Annotated in this window: 17 protein-coding genes; 13 read left to right on the forward strand and 4 right to left on the reverse strand. The window is 71.6% G+C overall.

The window, feature by feature from the left end; translation table 11 throughout:
- Positions 1-11 precede the first annotated feature (11 nt).
- On the reverse strand, positions 12-1,223 hold the full coding sequence (locus tag ABT170_RS03775; RefSeq protein WP_351863832.1) for a PQQ-dependent sugar dehydrogenase: 1,212 nt from the start codon (positions 1,221-1,223) through the stop codon (positions 12-14).
- A 93-nt stretch (positions 1,224-1,316) separates the two neighbouring features.
- Positions 1,317-2,309, reverse strand: coding sequence for an aldo/keto reductase (locus ABT170_RS03780; RefSeq protein ID WP_266924133.1), 993 nt, complete (start codon positions 2,307-2,309; stop codon positions 1,317-1,319).
- Positions 2,310-2,448: 139 nt separating this feature from the next.
- Here ABT170_RS03780 and ABT170_RS03785 point away from each other — a divergent pair, with 139 nt between their 5' ends.
- The 6 genes from ABT170_RS03785 (at position 2,449) to serA (ending at position 12,249) form a co-directional block, all read left to right on the forward strand.
- Positions 2,449-3,399, forward strand: a complete 951-nt coding sequence (locus ABT170_RS03785; RefSeq protein ID WP_351863835.1) for a 2-hydroxyacid dehydrogenase — start codon at positions 2,449-2,451, stop codon at positions 3,397-3,399.
- Between the two features lie 385 nt (positions 3,400-3,784).
- Positions 3,785-6,613, forward strand: coding sequence for a putative bifunctional diguanylate cyclase/phosphodiesterase (locus ABT170_RS03790; RefSeq protein ID WP_351863838.1), 2,829 nt, complete (start codon positions 3,785-3,787; stop codon positions 6,611-6,613).
- A 217-nt stretch (positions 6,614-6,830) separates the two neighbouring features.
- Positions 6,831-8,687 carry an acetolactate synthase large subunit gene (locus ABT170_RS03795; protein ID WP_329945901.1) on the forward strand — a complete coding sequence of 619 codons (1,857 nt, stop codon included), beginning with the start codon at positions 6,831-6,833 and terminating at the stop codon, positions 8,685-8,687.
- A gap of 22 nt (positions 8,688-8,709) precedes the next feature.
- Entirely contained in the window at positions 8,710-9,237 is a 528-nt protein-coding gene (gene ilvN / locus ABT170_RS03800) for an acetolactate synthase small subunit (protein WP_073727039.1), read from the forward strand.
- Between the two features lie 115 nt (positions 9,238-9,352).
- A complete protein-coding gene (ilvC, locus tag ABT170_RS03805; RefSeq protein ID WP_329945900.1) occupies positions 9,353-10,354 on the forward strand; it encodes a ketol-acid reductoisomerase in 1,002 nt (333 codons plus the stop codon).
- Positions 10,355-10,656: 302 nt separating this feature from the next.
- Positions 10,657-12,249 carry a phosphoglycerate dehydrogenase gene (serA, locus tag ABT170_RS03810; RefSeq protein WP_351863843.1) on the forward strand — a complete coding sequence of 531 codons (1,593 nt, stop codon included), beginning with the start codon at positions 10,657-10,659 and terminating at the stop codon, positions 12,247-12,249.
- Between the two features lie 76 nt (positions 12,250-12,325).
- Here the strand turns inward: serA and ABT170_RS03815 are convergent, their stop codons facing one another.
- On the reverse strand, positions 12,326-13,363 hold the full coding sequence (locus ABT170_RS03815; RefSeq protein ID WP_351863846.1) for a helix-turn-helix domain-containing protein: 1,038 nt from the start codon (positions 13,361-13,363) through the stop codon (positions 12,326-12,328).
- Between the two features lie 177 nt (positions 13,364-13,540).
- Between ABT170_RS03815 and ABT170_RS03820 the strand changes: the two genes are divergently transcribed.
- The 5 genes from ABT170_RS03820 (at position 13,541) to ABT170_RS03840 (ending at position 21,342) form a co-directional block, all read left to right on the forward strand.
- Positions 13,541-16,234: a M4 family metallopeptidase gene (locus ABT170_RS03820; RefSeq protein ID WP_351863849.1), complete on the forward strand. Its 2,694-nt coding sequence runs from the start codon at positions 13,541-13,543 to the stop codon at positions 16,232-16,234.
- Positions 16,235-16,454: 220 nt separating this feature from the next.
- Positions 16,455-18,941: a Tox-REase-5 domain-containing protein gene (locus ABT170_RS03825; RefSeq protein ID WP_351863852.1), complete on the forward strand. Its 2,487-nt coding sequence runs from the start codon at positions 16,455-16,457 to the stop codon at positions 18,939-18,941.
- Positions 18,942-19,013: 72 nt separating this feature from the next.
- Positions 19,014-19,739 (forward strand): hypothetical protein, encoded by a 726-nt coding sequence (locus tag ABT170_RS03830; protein WP_329945895.1) that lies wholly within the window; start codon positions 19,014-19,016, stop codon positions 19,737-19,739.
- On the forward strand, positions 19,736-20,266 hold the full coding sequence (locus ABT170_RS03835) for a hypothetical protein (RefSeq protein ID WP_329945894.1): 531 nt from the start codon (positions 19,736-19,738) through the stop codon (positions 20,264-20,266). Before ABT170_RS03830 ends, ABT170_RS03835 begins: the two co-directional genes overlap by 4 nt.
- Before the next feature lie 32 nt (positions 20,267-20,298).
- Positions 20,299-21,342, forward strand: coding sequence for an FAD-dependent oxidoreductase (locus ABT170_RS03840; RefSeq protein ID WP_329945893.1), 1,044 nt, complete (start codon positions 20,299-20,301; stop codon positions 21,340-21,342).
- A 30-nt stretch (positions 21,343-21,372) separates the two neighbouring features.
- On the opposite strand, the gene ABT170_RS03845 is transcribed toward ABT170_RS03840, so the two are convergent.
- Positions 21,373-22,521 (reverse strand): PucR family transcriptional regulator, encoded by a 1,149-nt coding sequence (locus ABT170_RS03845; RefSeq protein WP_329945892.1) that lies wholly within the window; start codon positions 22,519-22,521, stop codon positions 21,373-21,375.
- A gap of 181 nt (positions 22,522-22,702) precedes the next feature.
- On the opposite strand from ABT170_RS03845, the gene ABT170_RS03850 reads away from it, so the two are divergent.
- The gene (locus ABT170_RS03850; RefSeq protein WP_329945891.1) at positions 22,703-23,629 is read left to right on the forward strand and encodes a proline dehydrogenase family protein; all 927 of its coding nucleotides are present in this window, start codon (positions 22,703-22,705) and stop codon (positions 23,627-23,629) included.
- 51 nt (positions 23,630-23,680) lie between these two features.
- Complete coding sequence (gene pruA / locus ABT170_RS03855) at positions 23,681-25,312, forward strand: L-glutamate gamma-semialdehyde dehydrogenase (RefSeq protein ID WP_351863858.1); 1,632 nt, start codon at positions 23,681-23,683, stop codon at positions 25,310-25,312.
- Positions 25,313-25,314 lie beyond the last annotated feature (2 nt).

Raw genomic sequence — 25,314 nt, forward strand, 5'->3', positions numbered from 1 at the left:
CGCACCAGGCGTCAGCCGACCTCCAGCAGCAGGATCCGGTCGTCCCCCGGCTTCGGGGTCCCGCGTCCGTCCGTGTTGCTGGTGACCAGCCACAGCTTGTCGCCGCCCGCGCTCACCACCGTGCGCAGACGGCCGTACTTCCCCTCCAGGAACGACTGGGGCGCGGCCAATGGTTCCTTGTCCGCCGTCCCGGACAGCGGGATCCGCCAGAGCCGCTCCCCGCGCAGGCCCGCCATCCAGACCGAGCCCGCGGCGAACGCGATTCCGCTCGGCGAGGCATCGGAGGTCTTCCACTGGGCCACCGGGTCGACGAACCCCCGCTCGCCCTTCCTGCCCTCGGCATCGGGCCAGCCGTAGTTGCGGCCGGGCTCGATCCGGTTCAGCTCGTCCCAGGTGTCCTGGCCGAACTCGGACGCCCACAGCCGCTTCTGCCCGTCCCAGGCCAGGCCCTGCACATTGCGGTGGCCGTACGAGTACACCACCGAGTCCGCCGAGGGGTTGCCGTGCACCGGCTCCCCGTCGGGGGTCATCCGCAGGATCTTGCCTGCCGGTGACTCCTGGTCCTGGGCCAGTCCGGTGTCCCCGGTATCGCCCGTGCCCGCGTACAGCATGCGGTCCGGACCGAACGCGATCCGGCCGCCGTTGTGGATGGCGCCCTTCGGGATGCCCCGCAGGATCGTGTCGGGTGCGCCCAGTTGCTGACCGGCCGGGCGCTGTTCGTCGTACTGCATCCGCGCGATGCGGTTGTCGGACTCGGTGGTGAAGTAGGCGTACACCAGATGGTCCGCACCGTAGGTGGCGGACACCGCGAGCCCCAGCAGCCCGCCCTCACCGGACGGGGACACCCCCGGGACGGAGCCCAGCAGCGTCTGCTTCCCGCTCTTCCCGTCGATCCGCCGGATCGTGCCCCCGTCGCGCGAGGCGACCAGCAGATCACCACCCGGAAGAGCCGCCAGCCCCCAGGGCGACTTGAGCCCCTCGGTGAGGGTCGACACCACTTTCACCGACCCCTTGGCCGGGGGCAGGCCCGGCGACGGGGTGGCCGGGGAGGCGGAACCCGTCCCCGGCGAGGGGGAGGCGTCACCGTCCCGTCCCTTCGTGCCCGCCGTCCCGTCCGTGGACGAACAGGCGGTGGCCAACAGCAGCGAGGCCGTGGCCAGCACGGCCACCGCCCCCCTGCGCACAGCGGGGACGCGCACAGACCCGAACACCGCACCGAGCACAGAACCGATCCTTTCCGAGGGCCGCATGACCACTGTTCCCGCACCGTGGGCCCGCCCGGGGCCCCCGACGCCGCCCATTCTCCGGCCGTCGGCTCAGTCCCACGACTCGCGGGCACGCGGCAGGGCGGCGATCTCGGCCAGATCCCGGTCCAGGAGCCTCAGTTCCGCGGCTCCCGCGTTCTCCACGGCCCACTGCTCCCGCTTCGCACCCGGCACAGCCACCACATGCGGCCCCTGCCGCAGCACCCACGCCAGCGCCACCTGCGCCACGGTCGCCCCGTGCCGCTCCGCGATCCGGCGAAGCCCGGCGACCACCGGCTGGTTCGCGGCCATCATCTCCGCCGTGAACCGGGGGTGCCTGGCCCGCGGATCGTCCGGCTCGAAGCCCTGCCCCGGCTTCAGCGTCCCCGTCAGATAGCCACTGCCCAGCGGCATCGCCGCCAGCAGGCCCACGCCTCGCGCCGCGCACCAGGGCAGCAGCGTCTCCAGCGCCTCGGGCGACCAGACGGAGAGCTCCGCCTCGACCGCGCTGACCGGAAAGACCTGCTGGACCCGCTCCAGCTGCCGGATCGTTCCGTCATGCATCCCCGCACCGGACCGGCGCGGGGCCCGCGCCCCCACCGCGCACAGGCCCAGCGCCCGGACCTTGCCCGCGGTCACCAGGTCGGCCATCGCGCCCCAGGTCTCCTCCACCGGGACCTCGGGATCCGCCCGGTGCAGCTGGTAGAGGTCGATCACCTCGGTCTGGAGCCGCCGGAGCGAGGCGTCGCAGGCCCGCCGCACATAGCCGGGCCGCCCGTTGGCCACGATGTGCTGATCCCCCACCAGCAGTCCGCACTTGGTCGAGACGAACGCCTGGGAGCGGCGCCCCTTCAGCGCGCGGCCGACCAGCAGCTCATTGGTGAACGGGCCGTACATGTCCGCGGTGTCGAGCAGCCGGACACCCGCGTCGAGCGCGGCGTGCACGGTTCGCAACGAACGGTCACCGAGCCGCTGCGACGCGCTGTACCCCCAGCTCATCGGCATGCAGCCCAGCCCCACCGCGCCGACGGCGAGCCCTGCCGCACCGATAGTCCTGCGCTCCAACTCCCCGAACCCTCCCTCGGTCCCGCCGATGCGGGACCACACCGGACCCCAAAGTAACCTCTGCTGCCGCGCGGACTCCGGGCAGCCGCCGCGGAGCCGCCCCTGAGCGCTCGTACACCTGTCGCATAGCCTCCTGACCATGACTTCTGCGACCAATACCGACGTATGGCTGCCTTTTCCGGCAGCGGAGATCGACGGGCTCCCCGAGGACCTCCACTACCGCCTCTGGGACGGCGGCCAGGACTACCCCGCAGATCCCGCGGACTGCGCCTTCTACGTCGTCCCGTACATGAAGGGTGCCGAGGTCGCGGTCCGCCCGCTCGGCTCCATGGGGGCGGTGCGGGTCGTCCAGACGCTCTCGGCGGGGATCGACCACGTGGAGCCGGCCCTCGGCCTGCTGCGCCCCGGGGTACGGCTGTGCAACGCCAGGGGAGTGCACGAGGCGTCCACGGCGGAACTCGCCCTGGCCCTGGTCCTGGCCTCCCTGCGCGGCTTCCCCGGCTTCGTCCGCGGTCAGGACGACGAGGAGTGGCGCTCCGGCTTCTATCCCGCACTCGCGGACAAGTCCGTCCTCATCGTGGGATACGGATCCATCGGTTCGGCTGTCGAGGACCGGCTCGAACCCTTCGAGTGCGCGCGGGTGGTGCGCGTCGCGCGCTCGGCCAGGACGACGGAGCGCGGCCCCGTGCACGCGCTCGACGACCTGCCCGCACTGCTGCCGGAGGCCGATGTCGTCATTCTGTCCACCCCGCTGAACCCTTCCTCGCAAGGCCTGGTGGACGCCCGCTTCCTCGCCGCCATGCCGGACGGCGCCCTGCTCGTGAACGTCGCACGCGGCGGCGTCGTCCGGACGGAGGCCCTGCTGTCCGAACTGGAGTCGGGCCGGCTGCGGGCGGCTCTCGACGTGACCGACCCGGAACCGCTGCCGGCGGGCCATCGCCTCTGGCATGCTCCGAATGTCCTCATCACTCCTCATGTGGGCGGCAGTACCTCGGCGTTCGAGCCCCGGGCCAAGCGCCTGCTGGCCGCTCAGCTCACCCGGTTCGCCGCGGGGGAGCCGGTGCGCAACGTCGTACGCACCACCGGCTGAGCGGCGCTCCGCGACGCTGCGGAGCGGTCCGGATGCGCCGGGTGCCGACGAAACCGCAGGTCGTCACGGAGAGTAGAGAAGCTATGGCCCTGAGTGACGAGTCTGGTGTATCGTCCAGTCCGGGGGGGCTGCGCCGTGGAAGGACGGCGCGGGGGGAGCACCGGAACGCGAGGGGGCGACGGGCGATGTGCTGGCCATGGAAGGACGATCCGACGCGGGGCGGGCGACGGCGGTCATCGGAGCCACCGGAGCGCGGACAGGGCCCCGAAGGCGGTGAGGGCCGTCCCGTGATCCCCGGCGGACGGGCGGGTTCCCGGACAGGCCCGGCGCCGGGCCCGAAGCCGGGGGTGCCGAGGGGGCCGGGCCCGGTCCGAGGAGCCCTCCGGTGAGCGCCCTCGGGGCCCTGCTCGCCCGGCCGCAGGTCGCCGGCGGCCGGACGGGACTGCTGTCCCAGGTCCTGCTGGCCCTCGTCTGCGCGGGGTACGGCGTGGGTGCGGCCACCGGCTGGGGATCGCCGGAACTGGCCCTGTTCATGGGCGACTTCGGCCTCAGCGTCGCCGCGATGATCGCCGCCGTCTCCTGCTTCCTCTACGCACGCGCGAGCGTCAGCCGGCTGCGTCCGGCCTGGCTGCTGTTCTCGGTGTCCTCCCTGATGGCCGCCGGGGGCAACGCGATCTGGGGCTGGTACGAGGTGGTGCTGGGGCTCCCGGTGCCCACCCCGTCCCTGGCCGATCTCTTCTTCCTCTGCTTCGCGCCGCCCGCCATCGTGGGGCTGCTCGTCCTCGCCAAACGCCCGGTCACCCGGGCCGGCTGGGTCTGCCTGGCGCTGGACTCCTGGCTGATCGGCGGCTCGCTGCTGACGCTCTCCTGGAGCCTCGCCCTCGCCCACACCGCCCAGATGGCCCACGTCGAGGACATCAGCGTGGCCCGCGCGGCCCTCTCGCTGGCCTACCCGCTGCTCGACATCGTGCTGGTCTCCATGGTGCTCGCGCTGCACTTCCGCCGGGCCAACGCCAACCGCTCCGCGGTGAACACGGCCATCGCCGCGCTCGCCCTGACCGTCCTGAGCGACGCGGTGTTCACCTCACCGCTGCTCCGCTCCACCTACCGGTCCGGCGAGCTGCTCGACGCGGGCTGGTTCGCCGGATCGCTGCTCCTGGCCTACGCCCCCTGGGGCGCCCGGCGCAGTGCGCGCAACGCGGAACGCTCCGGCGGCCAGCCGCGGGCCACCACGAGCCGCCCGATCGCCGGGTCCCTGGCCGCGCTGACGCCGTATCTGGCCGCCGCCGTCTGCACCCTCGGCATCCTGTACAACGTGGTCGAGGGCCGCCGGGTGGACCAGGTGGTGGTCCTCACCGGCTGTACGGTCGTGCTGGCCCTGGTCGTCCGGCAGGGCATCATGCTCCTGGACAACATCTCCCTCACCCAGGAGCTGGCCCAGAAGGAGAACCACTTCCGCTCCCTGGTGCAGGGCTCCAGCGATGTCATCATGATCGCCGCGCCCACCGGCATACTCCGCTACGTCAGCCCCGCCGCCGCCGGGGTGTACGGGCGGGACGCGGAGGACCTCGTCGGCTGCGAGCTGGCCTCCATCATCCACCCCGACGACCTCGGGCGGGTGGTCCACGAGGTGCGCCGGTTCCTCGCCGCCCCGCCCCACGAGGAGCCCACCACCCGGATCGAGTGCCGCTTCAGATCCGGGACCGGCGACTGGCTCAATGTCGAGTCCACCGTCAACCGGCACCAGGGCGGGCTTCTCCTGAACAGCCGGGACGTGACCGAACGGGTCCGCCTCCAGGCCCAGTTGCAGCACAACGCCGAGCACGACCCGCTCACCGACCTGCCCAACCGGGCCCTGTTCACCGCCCGGGTGCGCCAGGCGCTCGGCGGCCGGCGCTCCGGCGACCCGGGCACCGCCGTGCTGTTCATCGACCTCGACGGCTTCAAGGCGGTCAACGACACCATCGGCCACCAGGCGGGTGACGAGCTCCTCATCCAGGCCGCCCGCCGGCTGGCGGATTCCGTACGGGCCGCCGACACCGCGGCCCGGCTCGGCGGCGACGAGTTCGCCGCGCTCATCATCGGCGACGGCACCCGCGACCAGGGCGCCCGGGAGTACCAGGTCCACGAGATCGCCGACCGGCTGCGGCTCACGCTCTCCCAGCCGTACCGCATCGGCGCCAGCGAGGTCAGGGTGGCCGCCTCCATCGGCGTCGCCTTCGCCGAGCCGGCCATCACCCCCACCGACCTCATGCGCAACGCGGACCTCGCGATGTACCGCGCCAAGGCGGGCGGCAAGGACCGCGTAGAGCTGTACGCCCCGCAGATGCAGGCCGATGTCGTCCGCCGCTCCGAGCTGGCCGCACGGCTGCGGACCGCCCTGCGCGACGGCGAGTTCGCCCTGCTGCACCAGCCCGTCGTCCACCTCGCCAGCGGGTCCGTCGCCGCCGTCGCCGCCCAGGCCCGCTGGCGCTCCGCACAGGGCATCCTGTTCACCCCGGCCGAATTCCTGCGCGTCTCCGACGACAGCGACCGCACCGCCGAGCTGGGCCGCTGGCTGCTCGAAGAGGCCGTGGAGCAGGCCGCCGAGCGGGCCAGGGCCGGGCACCCCGTCTCGGTCTCCGTACGGCTGTCCGCCGGGCGGCTCCTGGACAAGGCCCTGCCCTTCGGCTCCGTCGAGGCGCTCCTCACCCGGCACGGCCTGCCGTCCGGAGCGCTGATGATCGAGGTCGCCGACAGTGATCCACGGGTCTCCTTCGACGACCTGGAGCAGCGGCTGGTCGCGCTGCGCCGGCTCGGCGTACGTATCGCGCTCGACGGTTTCGGCAGCGGGTACGCCGCGATCAACGCCCTGCGCCGGCTCCCCATCGACGTACTGAAACTGGACCGCGGTCTGGTCGAAGGAGTGGTGGAGTCCGCACGGCTCCACAAGATCACGAGCGGGTTACTCCGCATCGCCTGTGACCTCGGCATGCAGTCCGTGGCCGACGGGGTGGACGTGCCCGAGCAGGTCCTCGCCCTGCGCGCCATGGGGTGCACGCACGGGCAGGGAATGGCCTTCTCAGGCCCGCTGGACGAGTACCGGCTGCGCCGTGTGCTGGTCCGCGGGCAGTTCCCGGTGCCCAGCGCTCCGGCGGCCAGGCCTGTCCTGGCGGGCGGCTCGATTCCGCTGCTCACCGGATCACATGCTGAGACGCCCGTCCCACCCACTTGACACGTCATGCGTGCCGGAGAGAGGGTCAATGCCATGCGCACCCGAATTCTCGTACTTGGAAAGCGCGTCGGCTGAAGCAGGGTCACTCCACGACACCCTGCAGACCGCACCGGCGCGCTCCCCTCGCTTGCCTCACGGCACGAGGGGTTTTTTGTTGCACCGGCACCCCGCAAAACGCTGCAAAACACCCGCGAAAACCCTCAGCTTCGAGAAGAGAATGCCGATGACCGAGCAGGCCACCGGGGCCCACCACCCGCAGCCGCGCGCCCGTAACGGCGGACCGTCGTCCGTCACCGTTGAGCACGTCACGGGCGCGCAGTCCCTCATCCGTTCTCTCGAGGAAGTCGGCGCCGACACGGTATTCGGCATTCCCGGCGGCGCCATCCTTCCCGCGTACGACCCGATGATGGACTCCACCCGGGTCCGTCACGTCCTCGTCCGCCACGAGCAGGGCGCGGGCCACGCCGCCACCGGTTACGCGCAGGCCACCGGCAAGGTCGGGGTCTGCATGGCCACCTCCGGGCCGGGCGCCACCAACCTGGTCACCCCGATCGCCGACGCGCACATGGACTCGGTCCCGCTGGTCGCGATCACCGGGCAGGTCGCCTCCAAGGCCATCGGCACCGACGCCTTCCAGGAAGCCGACATCTGCGGCATCACGATGCCGGTGACCAAGCACAACTTCCTGGTCACCAAGGCCGAGGACATCCCGCACACCATCGCCGAGGCCTTCCACATCGCCTCCACCGGCCGCCCCGGACCGGTCCTCGTCGACATCGCCAAGGACGCGCTCCAGGCGCGTACGACGTTCAGCTGGCCGCCCACCCAGGACCTGCCGGGCTACCGCCCGGTCACCAAGCCGCACGCCAAGCAGATCCGTGAGGCCGCCAAGCTCATCACCCAGGCCAAGCGCCCGGTGCTGTACGTCGGCGGCGGTGTCATCAAGGCGGGGGCCACCGCCGAGCTGAAGGTCCTCGCGGAACTGACCGGCGCGCCCGTCACCACCACACTGATGGCGCTCGGCTCATTCCCCGACAGCCACCCGCTGCACGTCGGAATGCCGGGCATGCATGGTGCGGTCACCGCCGTCACCGCGCTGCAGAAGGCCGACCTGATCGTCGCCCTCGGCGCCCGCTTCGACGACCGCGTCACGGGCAGGCTGGACAGCTTCGCCCCGTACGCCAAGATCATCCACGCCGACATCGACCCGGCCGAGATCGGCAAGAACCGTGCCGCCGACGTGCCGATCGTGGGCGACGCCCGCGAGGTCCTGGCCGATCTCGTCCAGGCCGTCCAGGCCGAGCACACCGAGGGCCACACCGGCGACTACGAAGCCTGGTGGAAGGACCTCAACCGCTGGCGCGACACCTACCCGCTCGGCTACGACCTGCCCGAGGACGGCAGCCTCTCCCCGCAGCAGGTCATCCAGCGCATCGGCGAGCTCGCCCCCGAGGGCACGATCTTCGCGGCGGGCGTCGGCCAGCACCAGATGTGGGCCTCCCACTTCATCGACTACGAGCAGCCCGCCACCTGGCTGAACTCCGGCGGTGCCGGGACGATGGGGTACGCGGTCCCGGCCGCGATGGGCGCCAAGGCCGGCATGCCCGACCGCACCGTCTGGGCCATCGACGGCGACGGCTGCTTCCAGATGACCAACCAGGAACTCACCACCTGCGCGCTCAACAACATCCCGATCAAGGTCGCCATCATCAACAACGGCGCGCTCGGGATGGTCCGCCAGTGGCAGACCCTGTTCTACAACCAGCGCTACTCCAACACCGTGCTGCACTCCGGCGCCGACACGGACGGCGTCCCGGCGAAGGGCACGCGCGTGCCGGACTTCGTCAAGCTGTCCGAGGCCATGGGCTGTTACGCGATCCGCTGCGAGGACCCGGCCGACCTGGACAAGGCCATCGAAGAGGCCAACTCCATCAACGACCGCCCCGTCGTGATCGACTTCATCGTCCACGAGGACGCCATGGTGTGGCCGATGGTCGCCGCCGGCACCTCCAACGACGAGGTCATGGCCGCCCGCGGGGTCCGCCCCGACTTCGGCGACAACGAAGACGACTGAGAGACAGAGAGAGACCGACTCCATGTCCAGCAAGCACACGCTCTCCGTCCTGGTCGAGAACAAGCCCGGTGTCCTCGCCCGGATCACCGCCCTGTTCTCCCGGCGCGGCTTCAATATCGACTCGCTCGCGGTCGGTACCACCGAACACCCCGACATCTCCCGCATCACCATCGTCGTGAATGTCGAGGACCTGCCTCTGGAGCAGGTGACCAAACAGCTCAACAAGCTGGTCAACGTCCTGAAGATCGTCGAACTCGAGCCCTCCGCTGCGATCCAGCGCGAGCTCGTCCTGGTGAAGGTCCGCGCCGACAGCGAGACCCGGTCCCAGATCGTCGAGATCGTCCAGCTGTTCCGCGCCAAGACCGTGGACGTCTCCCCGGAGGCGGTCACGATCGAGGCGACCGGAGGGGCCGACAAGCTGGAGGCCATGCTCAAGATGCTGGAGCAGTACGGCATCAAGGAGCTGGTCCAGTCCGGCACCATCGCCATAGGGCGCGGCGCGCGCTCGATCACCGACCGGTCCCTGCGCGCACTCGACCGCACGGCGTAGCCGGCCGGCGGCTCGGGCCGCCGGCCCGCCGCTCGCATGGCGAGACCCGAGAACGAATACGACGCACCCCGCCGTACGGTGGGACGCAACACCTGCACACCAAGGAGAAGACCCAGTGGCCGAGCTGTTCTACGACGACGATGCCGACCTGTCCATCATCCAGGGCCGCAAGGTCGCGGTCATCGGCTACGGCAGCCAGGGCCACGCCCACGCGCTGTCGCTCCGTGACTCCGGCGTCGACGTCCGCGTCGGTCTGCACGAGGGCTCGAAGTCCAAGGCCAAGGCCGAGGAGCAGGGCCTGCGCGTGGTGACCCCGGCCGAGGCCGCCGCCGAGGCCGACGTCATCATGATCCTCGTCCCGGACCCGATCCAGGCCCAGGTCTACGAGGAGTCCATCAAGGACAACCTCAAGGACGGCGACGCGCTGTTCTTCGGCCACGGCCTGAACATCCGCTTCGACTTCATCAAGCCGCCGGCCGGTGTCGACGTCTGCATGGTCGCCCCGAAGGGCCCCGGCCACCTGGTCCGCCGCCAGTACGAGGAGGGCCGCGGCGTCCCGTGCATCGTGGCCGTCGAGCAGGACGCCTCCGGCAACGGTCTGGCGCTCGCCCTCTCGTACGCCAAGGGCATCGGCGGCACCCGCGCCGGCGTCATCAAGACGACCTTCACCGAGGAGACCGAGACCGACCTGTTCGGTGAGCAGGCTGTTCTCTGCGGTGGCACCGCCGCCCTGGTCAAGGCCGGTTTCGAGACCCTGACCGAGGCCGGCTACCAGCCGGAGATCGCGTACTTCGAGTGCCTGCACGAGCTGAAGCTCATCGTGGACCTCATGTACGAGGGCGGCCTGGAGAAGATGCGCTGGTCCATCTCGGAGACCGCCGAGTGGGGCGACTACATCACCGGCCCGCGGATCATCACGGACGCCACCAAGGCCGAGATGAAGAAGGTCCTCGCCGAGATCCAGGACGGCACCTTCGCCAAGGCCTGGATGGCCGAGTACCACAACGGTCTGCCCAAGTACAACGAGTACAAGAAGGCCGACAGCGACCACCTCCTGGAGACCACCGGCCGTGAGCTGCGCAAGCTCATGAGCTGGGTGAACGACGAGGAAGCGTAGGTCCTGCGCCGCGGGGCGGGTCCCACCGGGCCCGCCCCGCGGCAACACCGTCCGCCTCACCACCCCCGTGTCACTGCGGGGAGAGGCGGTGGGGAAGGGGCGGCACCGCACGTGTGTACACCACGTCCACCCTCGTGCGGGTGATCCTTCCACCGGGGCGCGGTATGCGCTCCGCCGCATGACTACACTTCTCCCCATACACGCGTCAGGGCCCACAGTGTCGTGCGTCTACCACGCGGCTAGCCCCTCCACCGCCTGCGGCCGTCGGGACGGCCGTCCGCACTGGACTTGTGAGGACTCACGTGAGCTCGAAACCTGTCGTACTCATCGCTGAAGAGCTGTCGCCGGCAACGGTCGACGCCCTGGGTCCGGATTTCGAGATCCGGCACTGCAACGGCGCGGACCGCGCCCAGCTCCTCCCCGCGATCACCGATGTCGACGCCATCCTGGTGCGCTCCGCCACCAAGGTCGACGCCGAGGCCATCGCCGCCGCGAAGAAGCTCCGGGTCGTCGCCCGCGCCGGCGTCGGTCTGGACAACGTCGACGTCTCCTCGGCCACCAAGGCCGGTGTGATGGTCGTCAACGCCCCGACCTCCAACATCGTCACCGCGGCCGAGCTGGCCTGCGGCCTGCTCGTCGCCACCGCGCGGAACATCCCGCAGGCCAACACCGCCCTGAAGAACGGCGAGTGGAAGCGCTCCAAGTACACGGGCGTCGAGCTCAGCGAGAAGGTCCTCGGCGTCGTCGGCCTCGGCCGTATCGGTGTGCTGGTCTCCCAGCGGATGTCGGCCTTCGGCATGAAGATCGTCGCCTACGACCCCTATGTGCAGCCGGCCCGCGCCGCGCAGATGGGCGTCAAGCTCCTCAGCCTGGACGAGCTGCTCGAAGTCGCCGACTTCATCACCGTCCACCTGCCCAAGACCCCCGAGACGCTCGGCCTGATCGGTGACGAGGCGCTGCACAAGGTGAAGCCCTCGGTGCGCATCGTCAACGCCGCGCGCGGCGGCATCGTCGACGAGGAGGCGCTCGCCTCCGCGCTCAAGGAGGGCCGCGTCGCGGGTGCGGGTCTGGACGTGTACACCAAGGAGCCCTGCACGGACTCCCCGCTGTTCCAGTTCGACCAGGTCGTCTGCACCCCGCACCTCGGCGCCTCCACCGACGAGGCCCAGGAGAAGGCGGGCATCGCGGTCGCCAAGTCCGTGCGTCTCGCCCTCGCCGGTGAGCTGGTACCGGACGCGGTCAATGTCCAGGGCGGTGTGATCGCCGAGGACGTACGCCCCGGACTGCCGCTCGCCGAGAAGCTCGGCCGCATCTTCACCGCCCTCGCGGGCGAGGTGGCGGCCCGTCTCGATGTCGAGGTGTACGGCGAGATCACCCAGCACGATGTGAAGGTGCTGGAACTCTCCGCGCTCAAGGGCGTCTTCGAGGACGTCGTCGACGAGACCGTGAGCTATGTCAACGCCCCGCTCTTCGCGCAGGAGCGCGGTGTCGAGGTCCGCCTCACCACCAGCTCCGAGTCGCCCGACCACCGCAATGTGGTGACGGTCCGCGGCACGCTGTCGAGCGGCGAGGAGGTCGCGGTCTCCGGCACGCTGGCCGGCCCGAAGAACCTCCAGAAGATCGTGGCGATCGGCGAGCACGATGTCGACCTGGCGCTGGCCGACCACATGGTCGTGCTGCGCTACCAGGACCGCCCCGGTGTCGTCGGCGCGGTCGGCAAGATCCTCGGCGAGGCCGGGCTGAACATCGCGGGCATGCAGGTCTCGCGGGCCGACGTGGGCGGCGAGGCGCTCGTCGTGCTCACCGTCGACGACAACGTCCCGCAGTCCGTGCTGAACGAGATCTCCGTGGAGATCGGCGCCTCCTCGGCCCGTTCGGTGAACCTCACCGACTGACCGCCGTACCGCCGGACACCGTACCCGGCAGGTGGACGAACGCCCCGGCGCGCGTCCAGCTGCCGGGTACGGTGCGTCAGGGAGCCGGGGCGGTGTCCGCGGAACGGGGCCCGGAGCCCCCGGCCGTACCCGGAACGGCGGCCGGGCCGGGTTCCGGAGCCGTCACCCAGCCCATGTCCCGCGCGTACCAGCCGAGTTGGAAGCGGGTCGTCGCCCCGGCCCGGTCCATCAGGCGTTTGATCCGGCGCTGCACCGTACGCGCCGACGCGCCCAGACGCTGCGCGATCGCCTCGTCGGTGAGCCCGCCGAGCATCAGTCCGAGCACCGCCGTGTCGTCCTCACCGCGCCACTCGGCCAGCATCGGACGGGACCGGGCCCATGTCTGCTCGAAGAGCCCGACCAGGGCCGCGACGATGCCCGAGGCATGGACGATGACCGCCCGGTCGTGCAGCCGCGCCGGGTCGGCCAGCAGGGGCAGCAGCGCCATTCTGCGGTCCACCACCAGGAGTTTGGTCGGCAGTTCGTCCGCCACCCGGATCTCCATGCCGTGACTGATGCCCTCGTGCAGGTTGTCCGGCATGGCCTCCAGCGCGTCCTTCGACACCAGCAGCCTGGCCCGTACCCCACGGGCCATCGCTATGCGGTCGCCCGGATTCTCCTCGCCCGTCACGGCCACCGGGAGCCCCTTGCTGAAGCAGAGCAGTTCGCTGCGCGCCCCCTGCTGCATCTGGATGAAGCGGTGCGCGATGGTGTCGCGGCCGTGCAGGATCTCGATGGCCCCGCCCTCGCCCCGCAGTCCGCTGGACTCCCGGTACGTGCCGTCGAGTTCGGTGATCTCGCCTGCCAGTGAGCGCAGTTCGTCCTGATGGATCGCGAGCAGGGCGCCGAGGGCCAGGGCGGGAGGCGCCGGCTCCCACAGTTCGCCGGCGCTGTCGCCGAGCCCGGTCCGGGCCGAGACCAGGCCCGACTCGCGCAGCGAGACCAGCACCCGCTCGGTCCGCTCCCGCCCGGTCCCGCAGAGCCGCGCCGCGTCGGCGGCGGTGAGAGGGCCGTGTGCGACGAGCGTGCGATACAGCTCCTCGTCCTCCGGAGACATGCCCAGCCTGCCCAGCACGGTGCCACCCCTTCTGTACCGGTCCCGGCGCGACGGCCGGCAACTGCTCGCCGTCGTCGCGGTGTCGAGTTCCTGCCAATGGCGTGGACCCGCCGCGAACACCCATTGTCGCAGCCCTGTCACAACGGCAAACATCGGGCGACATCAGTTCCATCCGCATCTCCGAGAGGGCATGTCATGGGTAGACGTCACATACGTCTGGCGGCCGCCACCGCGGCCGCCGCCCTGATCACGGGCGCGCTGACCGCGCTTCCCGCCACCGCCGCCACCACGGACGATCCCGAGGTCGTGGCAGGTTCGGGCACCGCAGCACCTGCTTACGTCCGAGGACTTGACGACCCCGGCGCTCCCGCCGCCCGCTCGGACGCGAACCCGGCCGCAGCCGCCCGCGCCCATCTGGCCCGCCACAACGATGTCTACCGCGTGGCCGGTCTCGACCTCGCGGTCGCGGACACCATCGCCGCGGGGGACCGCGACACCGTCCGGTTCACCCAGCGGCACCGGGGCGTACCCGTCCTCGGTGCCCAGTACGACGTGCACACCAGGGGCGGCGCCCGGGTGGAGTCCGTCTCCGGCGCCGTGTTCACCGGTCTGAGGACCGACACCACCCCGAAGGTGTCCGAGTCCGCCGCCCGCGGCCGTATCGCCTTCGACCCGGCCGTCCGCCGGGTCCCCGACCACCGGGTCGCGGACGGGGGGCTGGTCGTCCTCCCGCAGGGCGAGGGCATCCTGGCCTGGCACTTCACGGTCTCCGGGGCGGATGCCTCCGGCGCACCGGTACGGCAGGAGGTGTATGTCGACGCGCACACCGGCGGCGTCGCCTTCTCCTACGACAGGCTCGCGAACGCCGAGGGCCCGGCGAAGGGCAGCGGTGCCACCTTCGGCGGCGAGCAGGTCGCCCTCAACGTCTACGAGCGGGCCGACGGCCGCTTCGAGACCCGCGACCGCGGACGCTCCATGTGGGACGGCGCCGACGGCGAGATCCTCACGTACGACGCCCGGGGCGACGCCGTCGGGAACTACGAGGGCACCCTCCCGGCCGATACGCCTCTGGCGGCCTCCGACACCGCCGAGTTCGGCGCCGACGCGACCGCGTCCGGGGCCGTGGACGCGCACATGAACGCGGGCCGGGTCTTCGACTACTACAAGGGTCTCGGCCGCGACGGCATCGACGGCGAGGGCGGCACCATGCGGTCCGTCGTCAACGTCACCCAGAACGGCAAGCCGTACGGCAACGCCTTCTGGGACGGCACCAAGATGGTCTACGGCGGGATGAACGGCGTCCCGTTCTCCGTCGGACTCGATGTCGTCGGCCACGAGATGACGCACGGCATCACCGACCACTCGGGCGGCATGCTGTACGTCGAGCAGTCCGGCGCACTCAACGAGGCGGTCTCCGACTACTTCGGCGAGGCCATGGAGGTCGACGCGGACGGCCTCTCGATGAAGGACCCCGAGGCGGGCCTCATCGGCGAGGACCTGTGCAGCGACGGCAGCGCCCCCCAGGACTGCGCCCTGCGCGACCTCAACGACGGACGCCGTGCGGACAAGGACTACCTCAACGTCCCCCTGGCGGTCGACAACGGCGGGGTGCACCTCAACTCCACCATCGTCGGCGGCGCGATGTGGGACATGCGCCGCACGATGGACAAGCACACCGCCGACGAGATCATCTACACGGCGCTGACCGAGAACTTCACCCCCTGGACCGACTTCCTCCAGGCCCGCTACGGCATCGTCGACGCGGCCCGCAGGCTCGGTGCCACCAAGGGCGAGATCCAGAAGATCGAGAACGCCTTCGAGGCCCGCGGCATCTACCCGGGCTGGGAGAACACCGGCTTCGAGCGCGACGGCGACACCCTCGCCAGGAACGTCGCCCCGGCCGCCGAGGCGATGGAGCAGTCCCGGAACATGGCCGTCGACGGCAAGTTCTGGGCGATGTCCTACGTCGACCTGAAGAGCTTCTTCGACGGCACCCCGGAATTCGGCATCAAGGTCGGCAGGGTCGACGGCGGCGAAGGCCCCAGGGACTTCCAGCAGGACGGCCTGTGGGCGATCGACCCGGTGATCCAGGACAAGGAACTCCTCTACACCCGGGTCGGGGCCAACGGCGCGGACGTCGTCTCCACCAAGGTCAACGGCAACGGCAAGAAGGTCACCGTCGTCGCGGGCGGCAAGGGCGACCAGCGCGAGGCCGACATCGACGGTGACACGGTGACCTGGGTCGACATCCAGGGCGACGAGGCGGATGTCTACGTCAGGAAGGGCAACGGCAAGCCGGTCAACATCACGCCCGCGGCCGGCACGAGCGCGGTGCGCCCGACCATCGCGCACGGCAAGGTGTCCTTCCTGGACTACGAGGCCTCACAGACGTACATCGCGGTCTACGACCTGGCCACCGGCACGCTGACCCGGGCCAAGGCGGGCGGCCTGTTCGACGTCCCCACGGACTACGTGCACAACGGGTCCTACGGTTTCGTCGTCAACACCAGCATGTTCCTGGGCTTCCAGGGCGTGAAGGGCTACGACCTCGCCGACCCGGCGAACACCGCGAAGCAGTTCGGCGTCAGCCTGAAGAGCGGCTTCGGCACCTACGTCCAGCTCGCGGTCAACGACACGTCGCTGGTCCGCACGGACTCCTTCGCGATGTCCTGGGGCGGCTACAAGCCGGAGACCCTGCCCAAGCTGGAGATCGCGCCGATCGCCGACGTCGTCGACGACGGCAGGGCGGACTGGCGGCGCGTCTCCTGCGGTGAGGGCGCCCAGCTCTACCCCAGCCTGGACAGCGGCAGCGAGCGCGTCCTGTGGAGCGAGACCCGCGGCACCACCGACGTGGTGACCCGCGCCTCGGCGGCGGGCACCTGCGACTGACGCACCACCCCTCCTGGAGGCGTGCCCCCTCCGGGCGCGACCTCGTGCCACCGGCCGGGCCGGGTCCGTCACCGCGACGGACCCGGCCCGTGCCGTGCGTGGGGCAACAGGGCGGGATGGGCCCTTTGTTGGGCCCTGGGGCCCACGACGGGAAAGGGGCCTTGGCCCTAGCGTGGGCGGTTGTCATGTCGCTCACTGACAGCGGGGGTTGGGGTCACGTATGTCTGCGATCGGTGGCATACCCATGTCAGGAGCGGCCGCTCCTGCGCACGGGCCGGCGCGGCGCGAGCTGCCCCGCCCGCTCGCCACGGCACGCGTCCTGCTCGTCGTCCTGTTCGGTGCGACGGTCCTCGGCGGACTCGGGCTGTTCGGCTCGGCGCTCGCCGTCGACGCGATGGGCGCGCAGGTACTCGGAGTCCTGCTGTACGCCTCCGCTCCCGGGGTCCTCGCCCTGCTGCTGGCCCGGCACGTCCGGACCGGTGGCAAGCGGGTGTGGTGGGGGCTGACGGCCCTCCAGGCGTGGCTGGTCCTCGGCGGCGTGGCCAACATCGGTGACGGATCGGCGCACGGCTTCACCCAGTTGTTCCTGCCGGTACTGATCCTGGTGTTCCTCACCCGCAAGCAGAGCCGCGCGTGGTTCCTGCTGCCGCAGGGGCAGCGGGGGGAGAGGCCCGGGTTCTCCCTTCCGCACATGATCACCTGGCGGCGTGACCGGGGGCAGTCGGCCCTGGAGTATCTGGGCCTGGTCCTGATCGTCGTGGCCCTCATCGGGGCGATGACGGTGGGCGGCCTCGGCGGCCGTATCACCGAGGGCCTCCAGTCGGCCATCTGCTCGCTCACCGGTTCCTCGTGCCCGGTGTCCGGGGGTGGATCGGTGGAGGCCGGCGGCGGTACGGAGGGCGCCACCGGCGGTACGGAGGGCGGCGCCACCGAGGGCGCGGACGGCGGCACCACCGGGGGTACGGAGGGCTCGACCGTCACCGGCGGCACCGGCTCCACCGGGGGCATGGGCGGCGACACGGGCGGTACGGGCGGCTCCTCCGGCGGTACGGAGGGCGGCTCATCGGGCGGCACGGGCGGCGACACGTCCGGCCCCGGGACGGGCGGCGGTGAGTCGACCGGCGGTTCGTCCGGCGGTACGGGCGGCCCCGACGACGACGGCCGTCCGGGCACCGGTGAGGACACCTTCCCCGAGGGCGGCGAGGAGCCCGAGGCCGACTACGACCGGCCCGTGGCCGCCGAGGGCGACGACGAGGCCGGGAACGGCGGCGGCGACCAGGCCGAGGAGAAGGAGGACTGCGGCGGCTGGGGCTTCTTCGGATGCGCCTGGGACCGGACGACCCAGGTGGTCAAGGGCGTCGCGGTCGACGGCATCTGGGGAGACGTCACCGGCATCATCGATCTCTTCAAGCCGGAGACCTGGTCCGGCATCGCCGACTACGGCAAGCAGCTCGGCGACCAGTGGACGCAGGACTCCAAGGGCGCCGGGGACAAGTGGGACGACGGCGACTACCTCGGGGCCATCTGGGACTGGACCACGGCTTCCGGCAACACCGTGGGCAAGGTCGCCGACGACGTGTTCGTCGGCGACGAGGTCCGCGAGCGCTGGAACAACGGTGAGAAGACCCGGGCCGTCACGGACGTCGTCTGGAACATCGGCTCCCTCTTCATCCCCGGCTACGACGTCGCGAAGGTCGTCGGCAAGGTCGGCAAGCTCGGAAAACTGGGCAAGATCGCCGAGCAGGTGGCCGAGGCCGCCGGGGACGCGGGCGCCGCGGCGCGCCGGGCCCGCAAGGCCGCCGACCTCGGGGACCTCGACGGGGTGCGCAAGGCGGCGAAGGAGGCCGACGACGCCGCCGACGCGGCCGAGGACGCGGCCCGCAGGACCGGCTGTGTCATCGCCTCCGGGCCGCCCCTGGTGCGTTACGGCGGCGGCCCCGCCGGAGGCGGTGGCTCCACCGGGGTCGCCGGTGCAGGCACCGGCGTACTGGCCTCCGGATCCACCGGCCGCGTCGTCCTCGCGGACGGCGGGTGCGACGAGGCGGCCAAGGCCAAGGCCCAGGAGGCCCGCGACCAGGAACGCGCCGCCCACCTGGACCAGAAGCGGCTGGAGGAGCCGGAGCGGGCGCGCAAGGCCGAGCTGGAGAAGAAGCAGTACCCCGAGGCCAACCGCAACGACACCTCCGACCCGCGCAACTACAACCCGCCCTCCTGGGCCGAGGACCTGAAGGACCGCACGCTCGGCGACGCGGACCTCGGCGACGGCTACTGGGCCAGCCGCGACCGCAACCCGGCGCCCAACTGGAAGAACGAGTCCTGGCTTCGCTACCAGGAGCAGGTCACCGGGACCAACCGCGGCCAGGAGTACGTCGTACCGCACCCCAAGGAGGGCAAGCCCGCCGTGGAGTACGACGGCTGGGACTCCGGCCGGCAGACCTTCCTGGAGGCGAAGAACGGCTACGGCAGCTACCTCTCGAAGACGGACAGCGGCACCCTCACCCAGTCGGGCCGGGACAAGTTCGTCACCGAGGCGCGGTCCCAGGTCGAGGCGTCCGGCGGACGCGCCGTCGAATGGCACTTCTCCGACCCGGACGTCGCCAAGGCGGCCCGCAAGGCGTTCCGGGACGAGGGACTGCCGGTCAAGGTCGTCTACAGCAAGCCGAAGCCGAACGACAGCACCAGGAAACCGGGTGCCTTCGACGAGTAGCCTGCACGGCGTGGTGCCCCGGCCCGGCCGGGGGCCACGTCCGACGGACGACGGTCGACGGAGGAAGAGCGGATGCGACGTGTAGTGCGGGGTTTCTGGGGGCCCAGGCCGGAGCCGGCCCAGGCGCTGGCGGGACGCTGGAAGCGCGTGCTGGACGAACTCACGGAACTGCTCCCGGCGGCCGGTCCGCCGGCCGGGGGCACGGGACCGGCGGACGGGTGGCGGCAGATCCACCCGTCCGGGCCCGACACGGAACTCCCGGCGACGGAGGACGCCCTTCTCGCGGCCCTGCTCACGGCACGGACGGCCGACGACTGGTCCGATGTCACCGGTACCGGACTGCGGCTCGCCCGCACGGGCGCACCCGGCTGGAGGACGGAGATCAGCGGCCTGGCGGGCGGCGCGCCCGAGTTCCTGCTCCAGTCGTTCGTGATCATCCTCCACACGCCGGACGACGCGGCGGTCCCCGAGGCCGCGCTGCTCGCCGCGCTCGCCCGGGTGTGGGAGCCGGACTTCGGCGATGTGAGCGACGACGACCTGCTCGACGCGCTGGAGGACGACGCGGACCACTCGGTGGGCGACCCCCTGGTCGGCCGGATCGGCCAGCTCTCCCCGGGCCGCGCCGCGCTGGTGCCGGACGAACTGAAGGCCTCCCGCGAGGAACTGCCCGGCGGAGGTGTGCTCCTGCGCATCGCGGAGCCCGGCGACACCGACGCGGTGGTCCGCGCCTACGAGCGGCTGCGCGAGGCCGGGGCCCTGCGCCCGCTGCCCCGCCCGATGGACCGGGCCGTGCTGTGAGCGCCCGCTCCGGCGAGCCGTTCGACACGGCACGGGCCGTCCGCGACATCGAGGACCTGCTGGCGGGCCCCGTACCGGCCACCGGGCCCACGGCGGGGGAGGGCGACCCGGACACCGGCGAGTGGACGGCGACCCGCGGCGCGGGCTTCCGGATCGTCCCGCTCTGGGAGGGCGACCCGCTCACCGGGGTGTACGCGCCCGAGTGGAACGACGCCGAGGAGGCGTCCGAGGCCCACCTCGCCGCCCTCGTCGGGGAGCTGGACGCCAGGTGGGGCGCGCACCGGGCGGTGCCGATGCATGTGCCGCTCCTCCGGAAGCAGGAGGGCGCGCCCCTGCCGCCGCTGTTCGACGCGCTGCTCGGTGAGGACCTCTACGGAGACCTGACCGTATGGGGCCCGGTGCCGGAGGGTGCGCCGGACCGCTGGATCGGGGTGGGGGTCGGGCACAGCGACGGGGACGCGCCGCTGGTGATGGCGGCCCTCGTCAGTGACCGGCCGGTCACGGAACTGCCGGACGCGGCGCACTGAGCCGCCGGGACGGATGGGCTGGGGAGGCCGGGATGACCGGAAGGGCAGTGGTCGTCGGAGCGGGAATCGGCGGGCTGGCGACGGCGATCGGACTGCGCCGCGCCGGGTGGTCGGTCTCGGTCGTCGAGCGGCGGGCGGAGACGGCGCGCTACGGCACCGCGCTCGGTATCCACCCCACCGCGCAGTCCGCGCTCGAACGCCTGGGTGTGGACGCGGCGTTCGGCGGCCGGGCGGTCCCCTACCGGGGAGCACGGATCCGCACCCCCGAGGGCAGAGTGCTGGCGAACCTCCCGCTGGAGCGGATCGAGCGGAAGGCCGGCCGCCCCGAGCTGCTGATCTCGCGGCCCCATCTGATCGACGCCCTGCTGGCCGCGCTGGACGCCTTCGGGGACGTACCGCTCACATACGGGGAGAACGTCTTCGACGTCGAGGCGCTGGTGGCCGGTCATGACCTGGTGGTGGGCGCCGACGGCATCCGCAGTGTCGTGCGCGCCGCGTACTTCGGTGAGCGCAGCGGCCCGCGCGAGGTGGGGACCGTCGCCTGGATCGGGACCGCCGACTTCGAGAGCGGCATCCACGGCGAGACCTGGGGCAGCGGCCGGTTCTTCGGCATGACGCCGGTCGAGCCGGGCCGCACCAACTGGTACGCCACCGTCCCCGGGACCGTATCCGCCGGGGATCTGCCGGGGTACTTCGAGGGCTGGCACGACCCCATCCCGCGCATCCTGACCGAGACCGACCCGGCCGGCTGGATCAGCTACGGGATGCGGCACCTGTTCCCCGCGCTGCCGGCCTTCGTCCGCGCCGGGAAGGTCGCGCTGGTCGGTGACGCCGCGCACGCCATGACGCCCAACCTGGGCCAGGGCGCGTGCACGGCGGTCCTCGACGCGGAGGCCCTGGCCCGCAACGTCGCCCGGCACGGCGGGGCCGCACTGCCCGCGGCCCTGCGCGGCTACGACGCGGAACGCCGCCGCAGCGCCCAGCGGGTCGCGTTCGGCTCCCGCGGCCTGCACCGCTTCATGACCACCGGCCGCACCGGCCTGCGCGACGCGCTGGTCCGCCTGCTGCCCGGCTGAGCTCGGGGGCGGTCCCGGCCCCGCCGCCGCTCACAGCCGGGCCCCCTTCAGCGCCATGTGCAGCAGGAGCCGGTCCTCGCCGTCGTTCAGGTCGAGGCCGGTGAGCTGCTGGACCCGGGACAGGCGGTAGTAGAGGGTCTGGCGGTGGATGCCCAGCTCAGCCGCCGTCCGGCTCGCCTGGCCCGCGCAGTCGAGGAACACCTCGGCGGTCCTGGCCAGCTCCGTGTGCGGCGGGGTCAGCAGTGTGACCACCGCCGGGTCCGGGGTGCTGTCCGGGGGCCGGGGGAGCGCGGTCAGCAGGCGGTACGGGCCGATGGCCGACCACTCGGCTACCGGGCCGAAACGATTCTCCGCCGACGCCGCACGGGCCGCCGACGCCGCCTCGTGCCAGGAGCCGGCCAGCTCTCCCAGACCGCGCCGCGGCCGGGCGATGCCACCGGTGGCGGACGGGCCCGCCGCGGTGCGGAGCCGGTCGGCGGCGCTCGTGGCCGGGTCCAGATGGCCGGCGGAGCGCAGCCGCACCAGGGCCGCGAGGGAGAGGGTGCCCGCACCGCACGGGGAGGGCACCGCCGCGAGGGCCGCCGCCGAGGGGACCGTACGCACCGATGGGGTGTCGTCCGCCCACGGCGTCACGCACACCACGGTGTGCAGGCCGTCCGCGTCCGGGCCGAGCGCCTCGCGCAGCGCGGCCACGGCCATGTCGCGCTGCCAGCCGCGTCCCGCCGTCAGGACCGCGCCGAACTCCCGCGACAGGTCCGTGCCCGCCCGCGCCTCGTCGGAGAGCAGGGCCCCGATCCGCGCCGCCACGTCCATCGCGGCGCCCAGCTGCTCGTCGGTGGGCCCGGGGTCCGTGTCGAGCAGCCAGACGTAGCCGAGCACGACACCCCGATGGCGTACCGGGAGGCAGATCCGGCTCCGGAACACCCCGGCCTCCGGCGCGGCCGGAATCCGCACCGGTCCGGTCGCCCGTGTGATGCCGAAGCCCTCGAACCAGGCCCGGACCGCCGGGGTGGAGCGCCGGGTCAGGATCGAGCGCGTCCGTACGGGGTCCATGGCCGTGTCGTCGTCGCTGTCGTGCGCGCCGAAGGCGACCAGGCCGAAGTCCCGGTTCTCCAGGGTGGCCGGCGCATCGAGCAGGGTGGAGATCTCGTCGACCAGTTCCTGGTAATCGCCCTTCACCCGGCCATTCTCGCACCCCTTCAGACAGATGTCTGAGGTCGTGGCCACAGATGCGTGACAGCTGTCGATGGCACAGGATCGGAGGGATCCCTAGATTTCACGGTGGTTCTCCGTGTCGTACCGGTTCGGTTCTCTTCGTCCCGGTACGGCCGTTCGTACGTACTTTCCGTGGAGGTGCCCCGTGCTGGGTCCCGTGATTCTCGCCGCGTCGCGCAGCGACAGGATGCGCCGGTTCATCTCGGCCGCGCCCGGCACCAAGCAGGTCGTCGACCGCTTCATCGCCGGTGAGACCGTCGACCAGGTCGTCCCGATCATCCAGGATGCCGCGGGCAAGGGCCTTGAGGTCACGCTGGACGTCGTGGGCGAGGACATCACCACCCCCGGGCAGGCCACCGCCGCGCGTGACGCGTACCTGGAGCTGGTCGGCCGCCTCAAGGAGCTGGGCCTGGGCACCAGGGCCGAGATGTCCGTGAAGCTGTCCATGTTCGGCCAGGCGCTGGAGGGCGGCCACGAGCTGGCCCTCGCCAATGTCCGCCCGGTCGTCGAGGCCGCCGCCGCGATCGGCACCACGGTCACCCTGGACGCCGAGGACCACACCACCCTCGACTCGATGTTCGCCATCCACGAGGAGCTGCGGAAGGACTTCCCGCAGACCGGATGCGTGATCCAGTCCTACCTGTTCCGCACCGAGGACGACGCCCGCCGCCTGGCCGCCGCCGGCAGCCGCGTCCGCATCGTGAAGGGCGCCTACAAGGAGCCCGCCTCCGTCGCGTACCAGGACAAGGCCGAGATCGACAAGGCGTACGTCCGCATCGTGAGGATCCTCATGGAGGGCGAGGGCTACCCGATGATCGGGTCCCACGACCCGCGGCTCATCGCGATCAGCCAGGAGCTCGGCCGCAAGGCAGGGCGCAAACTGGATGAGTACGAGTTCCAGATGCTGTACGGCATCCGCAGCGACGAGCACGTCCGGCTCGCGGCCGAGGGCCACCGGATGCGCGTCTACACGGCGTACGGCACCGACTGGTACGGATACTTCATGCGCCGCCTCGCGGAGAAGCCGGCCAACCTCCTCTTCTTCGCCCGCTCCGTCCTCACCAAGGGCTGACACACCCCCCGGCCGAACCCCATCCCGCCGAACCAAGGAGACAAGGCACTCATGGACGCTGTGACCCAGGTCCCCGCGCCGGTCAACGAGCCGGTCCACTCCTACGCCCCGGGCTCCCCCGAGCGCGCCCGCCTCGAAGTGAAGCTCAAGGAGCTCTCCGAGAACCCGATCGACCTGCCGATGACCATCGGCGGCGAGAAGCGGATGGGGGGCGGCGAGCGCTTCGACGTCGTACAGCCGCACAACCACAAGGCCGTCCTCGGCACGTTCGCCGGTGCCACGCGGCAGGACGCGCAGGACGCGATCGACGCCGCGCTGGCCGCCGCCCCGGCGTGGCGCGCGATGTCCTTCGACGACCGCGCCGCGATCATCCTGCGCGCCGCCGAGCTGCTCTCGGGCCCCTGGCGCGAGACGCTGGCCGCGTCCACGATGCTCGGCCAGTCCAAGACCGCCCAGCAGGCCGAGATCGACACCCCCTGCGAGCTCATCGACTTCTGGCGCTTCAACGTGCACTACGCGCGCCAGATCCTCGCCGAGCAGCCCCCGGCCAACTCCCCGGGCGTGTGGAACCGCATGGACCACCGTCCGCTGGAGGGCTTCGTCTACGCGATCACGCCGTTCAACTTCACGGCCATCGCGGGCAACCTGCCCACCGCCCCGGCCCTCATGGGCAACGTCGTGGTGTGGAAGCCGTCCCCGACGCAGACCCACGCCGCGGTGCTGCTGATGCAGCTGCTGGAGGAGGCCGGGCTGCCCAAGGGCGTCATCAACCTGGTGACCGGTGACGGCATCGCCGTCTCCGAGGTGGCCCTGACCCACCGGGACCTGGCCGGAATCCACTTCACCGGTTCCACCCCGACCTTCCAGCACCTGTGGAAGACGGTCGGCAACAACATCGCCAACTACCGGACGTACCCGCGTCTGGTCGGCGAGACCGGCGGCAAGGACTTCGTCGTCGCACACCCCAGCGCCGACCGCGCCGTGCTGAAGACCGCGCTGACCCGTGGCTCCTTCGAGTACCAGGGCCAGAAGTGCTCGGCCTCCTCCCGGGCGTACGTGCCGGCCTCCATCTGGAACTCCGGTTTCCAGGAGGAGTTCGCGGCCGAGGTCGACGGCATCAAGATGGGTGACGTCACCGACCTGACGAACTTCATCGGCGCCGTCATCGACGAGCGCTCGTTCGCCAAGAACAAGGCCGCCATCGACCGCGCCAAGTCCGACGCGACCTGCACGGTCGTCGCGGGCGGTACGTACGACGACTCGGTCGGCTACTTCGTCCGTCCGACGGTCATCGTCTGCACCGACCCGGCCAACGAGGTCTTCACGACCGAGTACTTCGGCCCGATCCTCGCGATCCACGTCTACGAGGACGAGAAGTACGACGCCATGCTGGAGCAGATGGAGTCGGCCTCCGACTACGCGCTGACCGGTGCGGTCATCTCCAACGACCGTGCGGCGGCCGCGTACACGATGGAGAAGCTGCGGTACGCCGCGGGCAACTTCTACATCAACGACAAGTCGACCGGCGCCGTCGTCGGCCAGCAGCCCTTCGGCGGCGGCCGTGCCTCGGGCACCAACGACAAGGCGGGCGCCCCGCAGAACCTCCAGCGCTGGACGCTCACCCGCGCCATCAAGGAGACGCTGGTCCCGCCGACCGACTACACCTACCCCCACCAGGGCTGACC

Source organism: Streptomyces sp. NPDC001787, assembly GCF_040297465.1.
In the GTDB taxonomy this organism is placed as follows: Bacteria; Actinomycetota; Actinomycetes; order Streptomycetales; family Streptomycetaceae; genus Streptomyces.

What these genes read in the sequence shown, in the direction of transcription:
- ABT170_RS03785 (WP_351863835.1), top strand. Translation starts at nt 2,449, where the DNA reads ATGACTTCTGCGACCAATACCGACGTATGGCTGCCTTTTCCGGCAGCG.
- ABT170_RS03795 (WP_329945901.1), top strand. Translation starts at nt 6,831, where the DNA reads ATGCCGATGACCGAGCAGGCCACCGGGGCCCACCACCCGCAGCCGCGC.
- ilvN (WP_073727039.1), top strand. Translation starts at nt 8,710, where the DNA reads ATGTCCAGCAAGCACACGCTCTCCGTCCTGGTCGAGAACAAGCCCGGT.
- ABT170_RS03820 (WP_351863849.1), top strand. Translation starts at nt 13,541, where the DNA reads ATGGGTAGACGTCACATACGTCTGGCGGCCGCCACCGCGGCCGCCGCC.
- ABT170_RS03825 (WP_351863852.1), top strand. Translation starts at nt 16,455, where the DNA reads ATGTCTGCGATCGGTGGCATACCCATGTCAGGAGCGGCCGCTCCTGCG.
- ABT170_RS03830 (WP_329945895.1), top strand. Translation starts at nt 19,014, where the DNA reads ATGCGACGTGTAGTGCGGGGTTTCTGGGGGCCCAGGCCGGAGCCGGCC.
- ABT170_RS03840 (WP_329945893.1), top strand. Translation starts at nt 20,299, where the DNA reads ATGACCGGAAGGGCAGTGGTCGTCGGAGCGGGAATCGGCGGGCTGGCG.
- pruA (WP_351863858.1), top strand. Translation starts at nt 23,681, where the DNA reads ATGGACGCTGTGACCCAGGTCCCCGCGCCGGTCAACGAGCCGGTCCAC.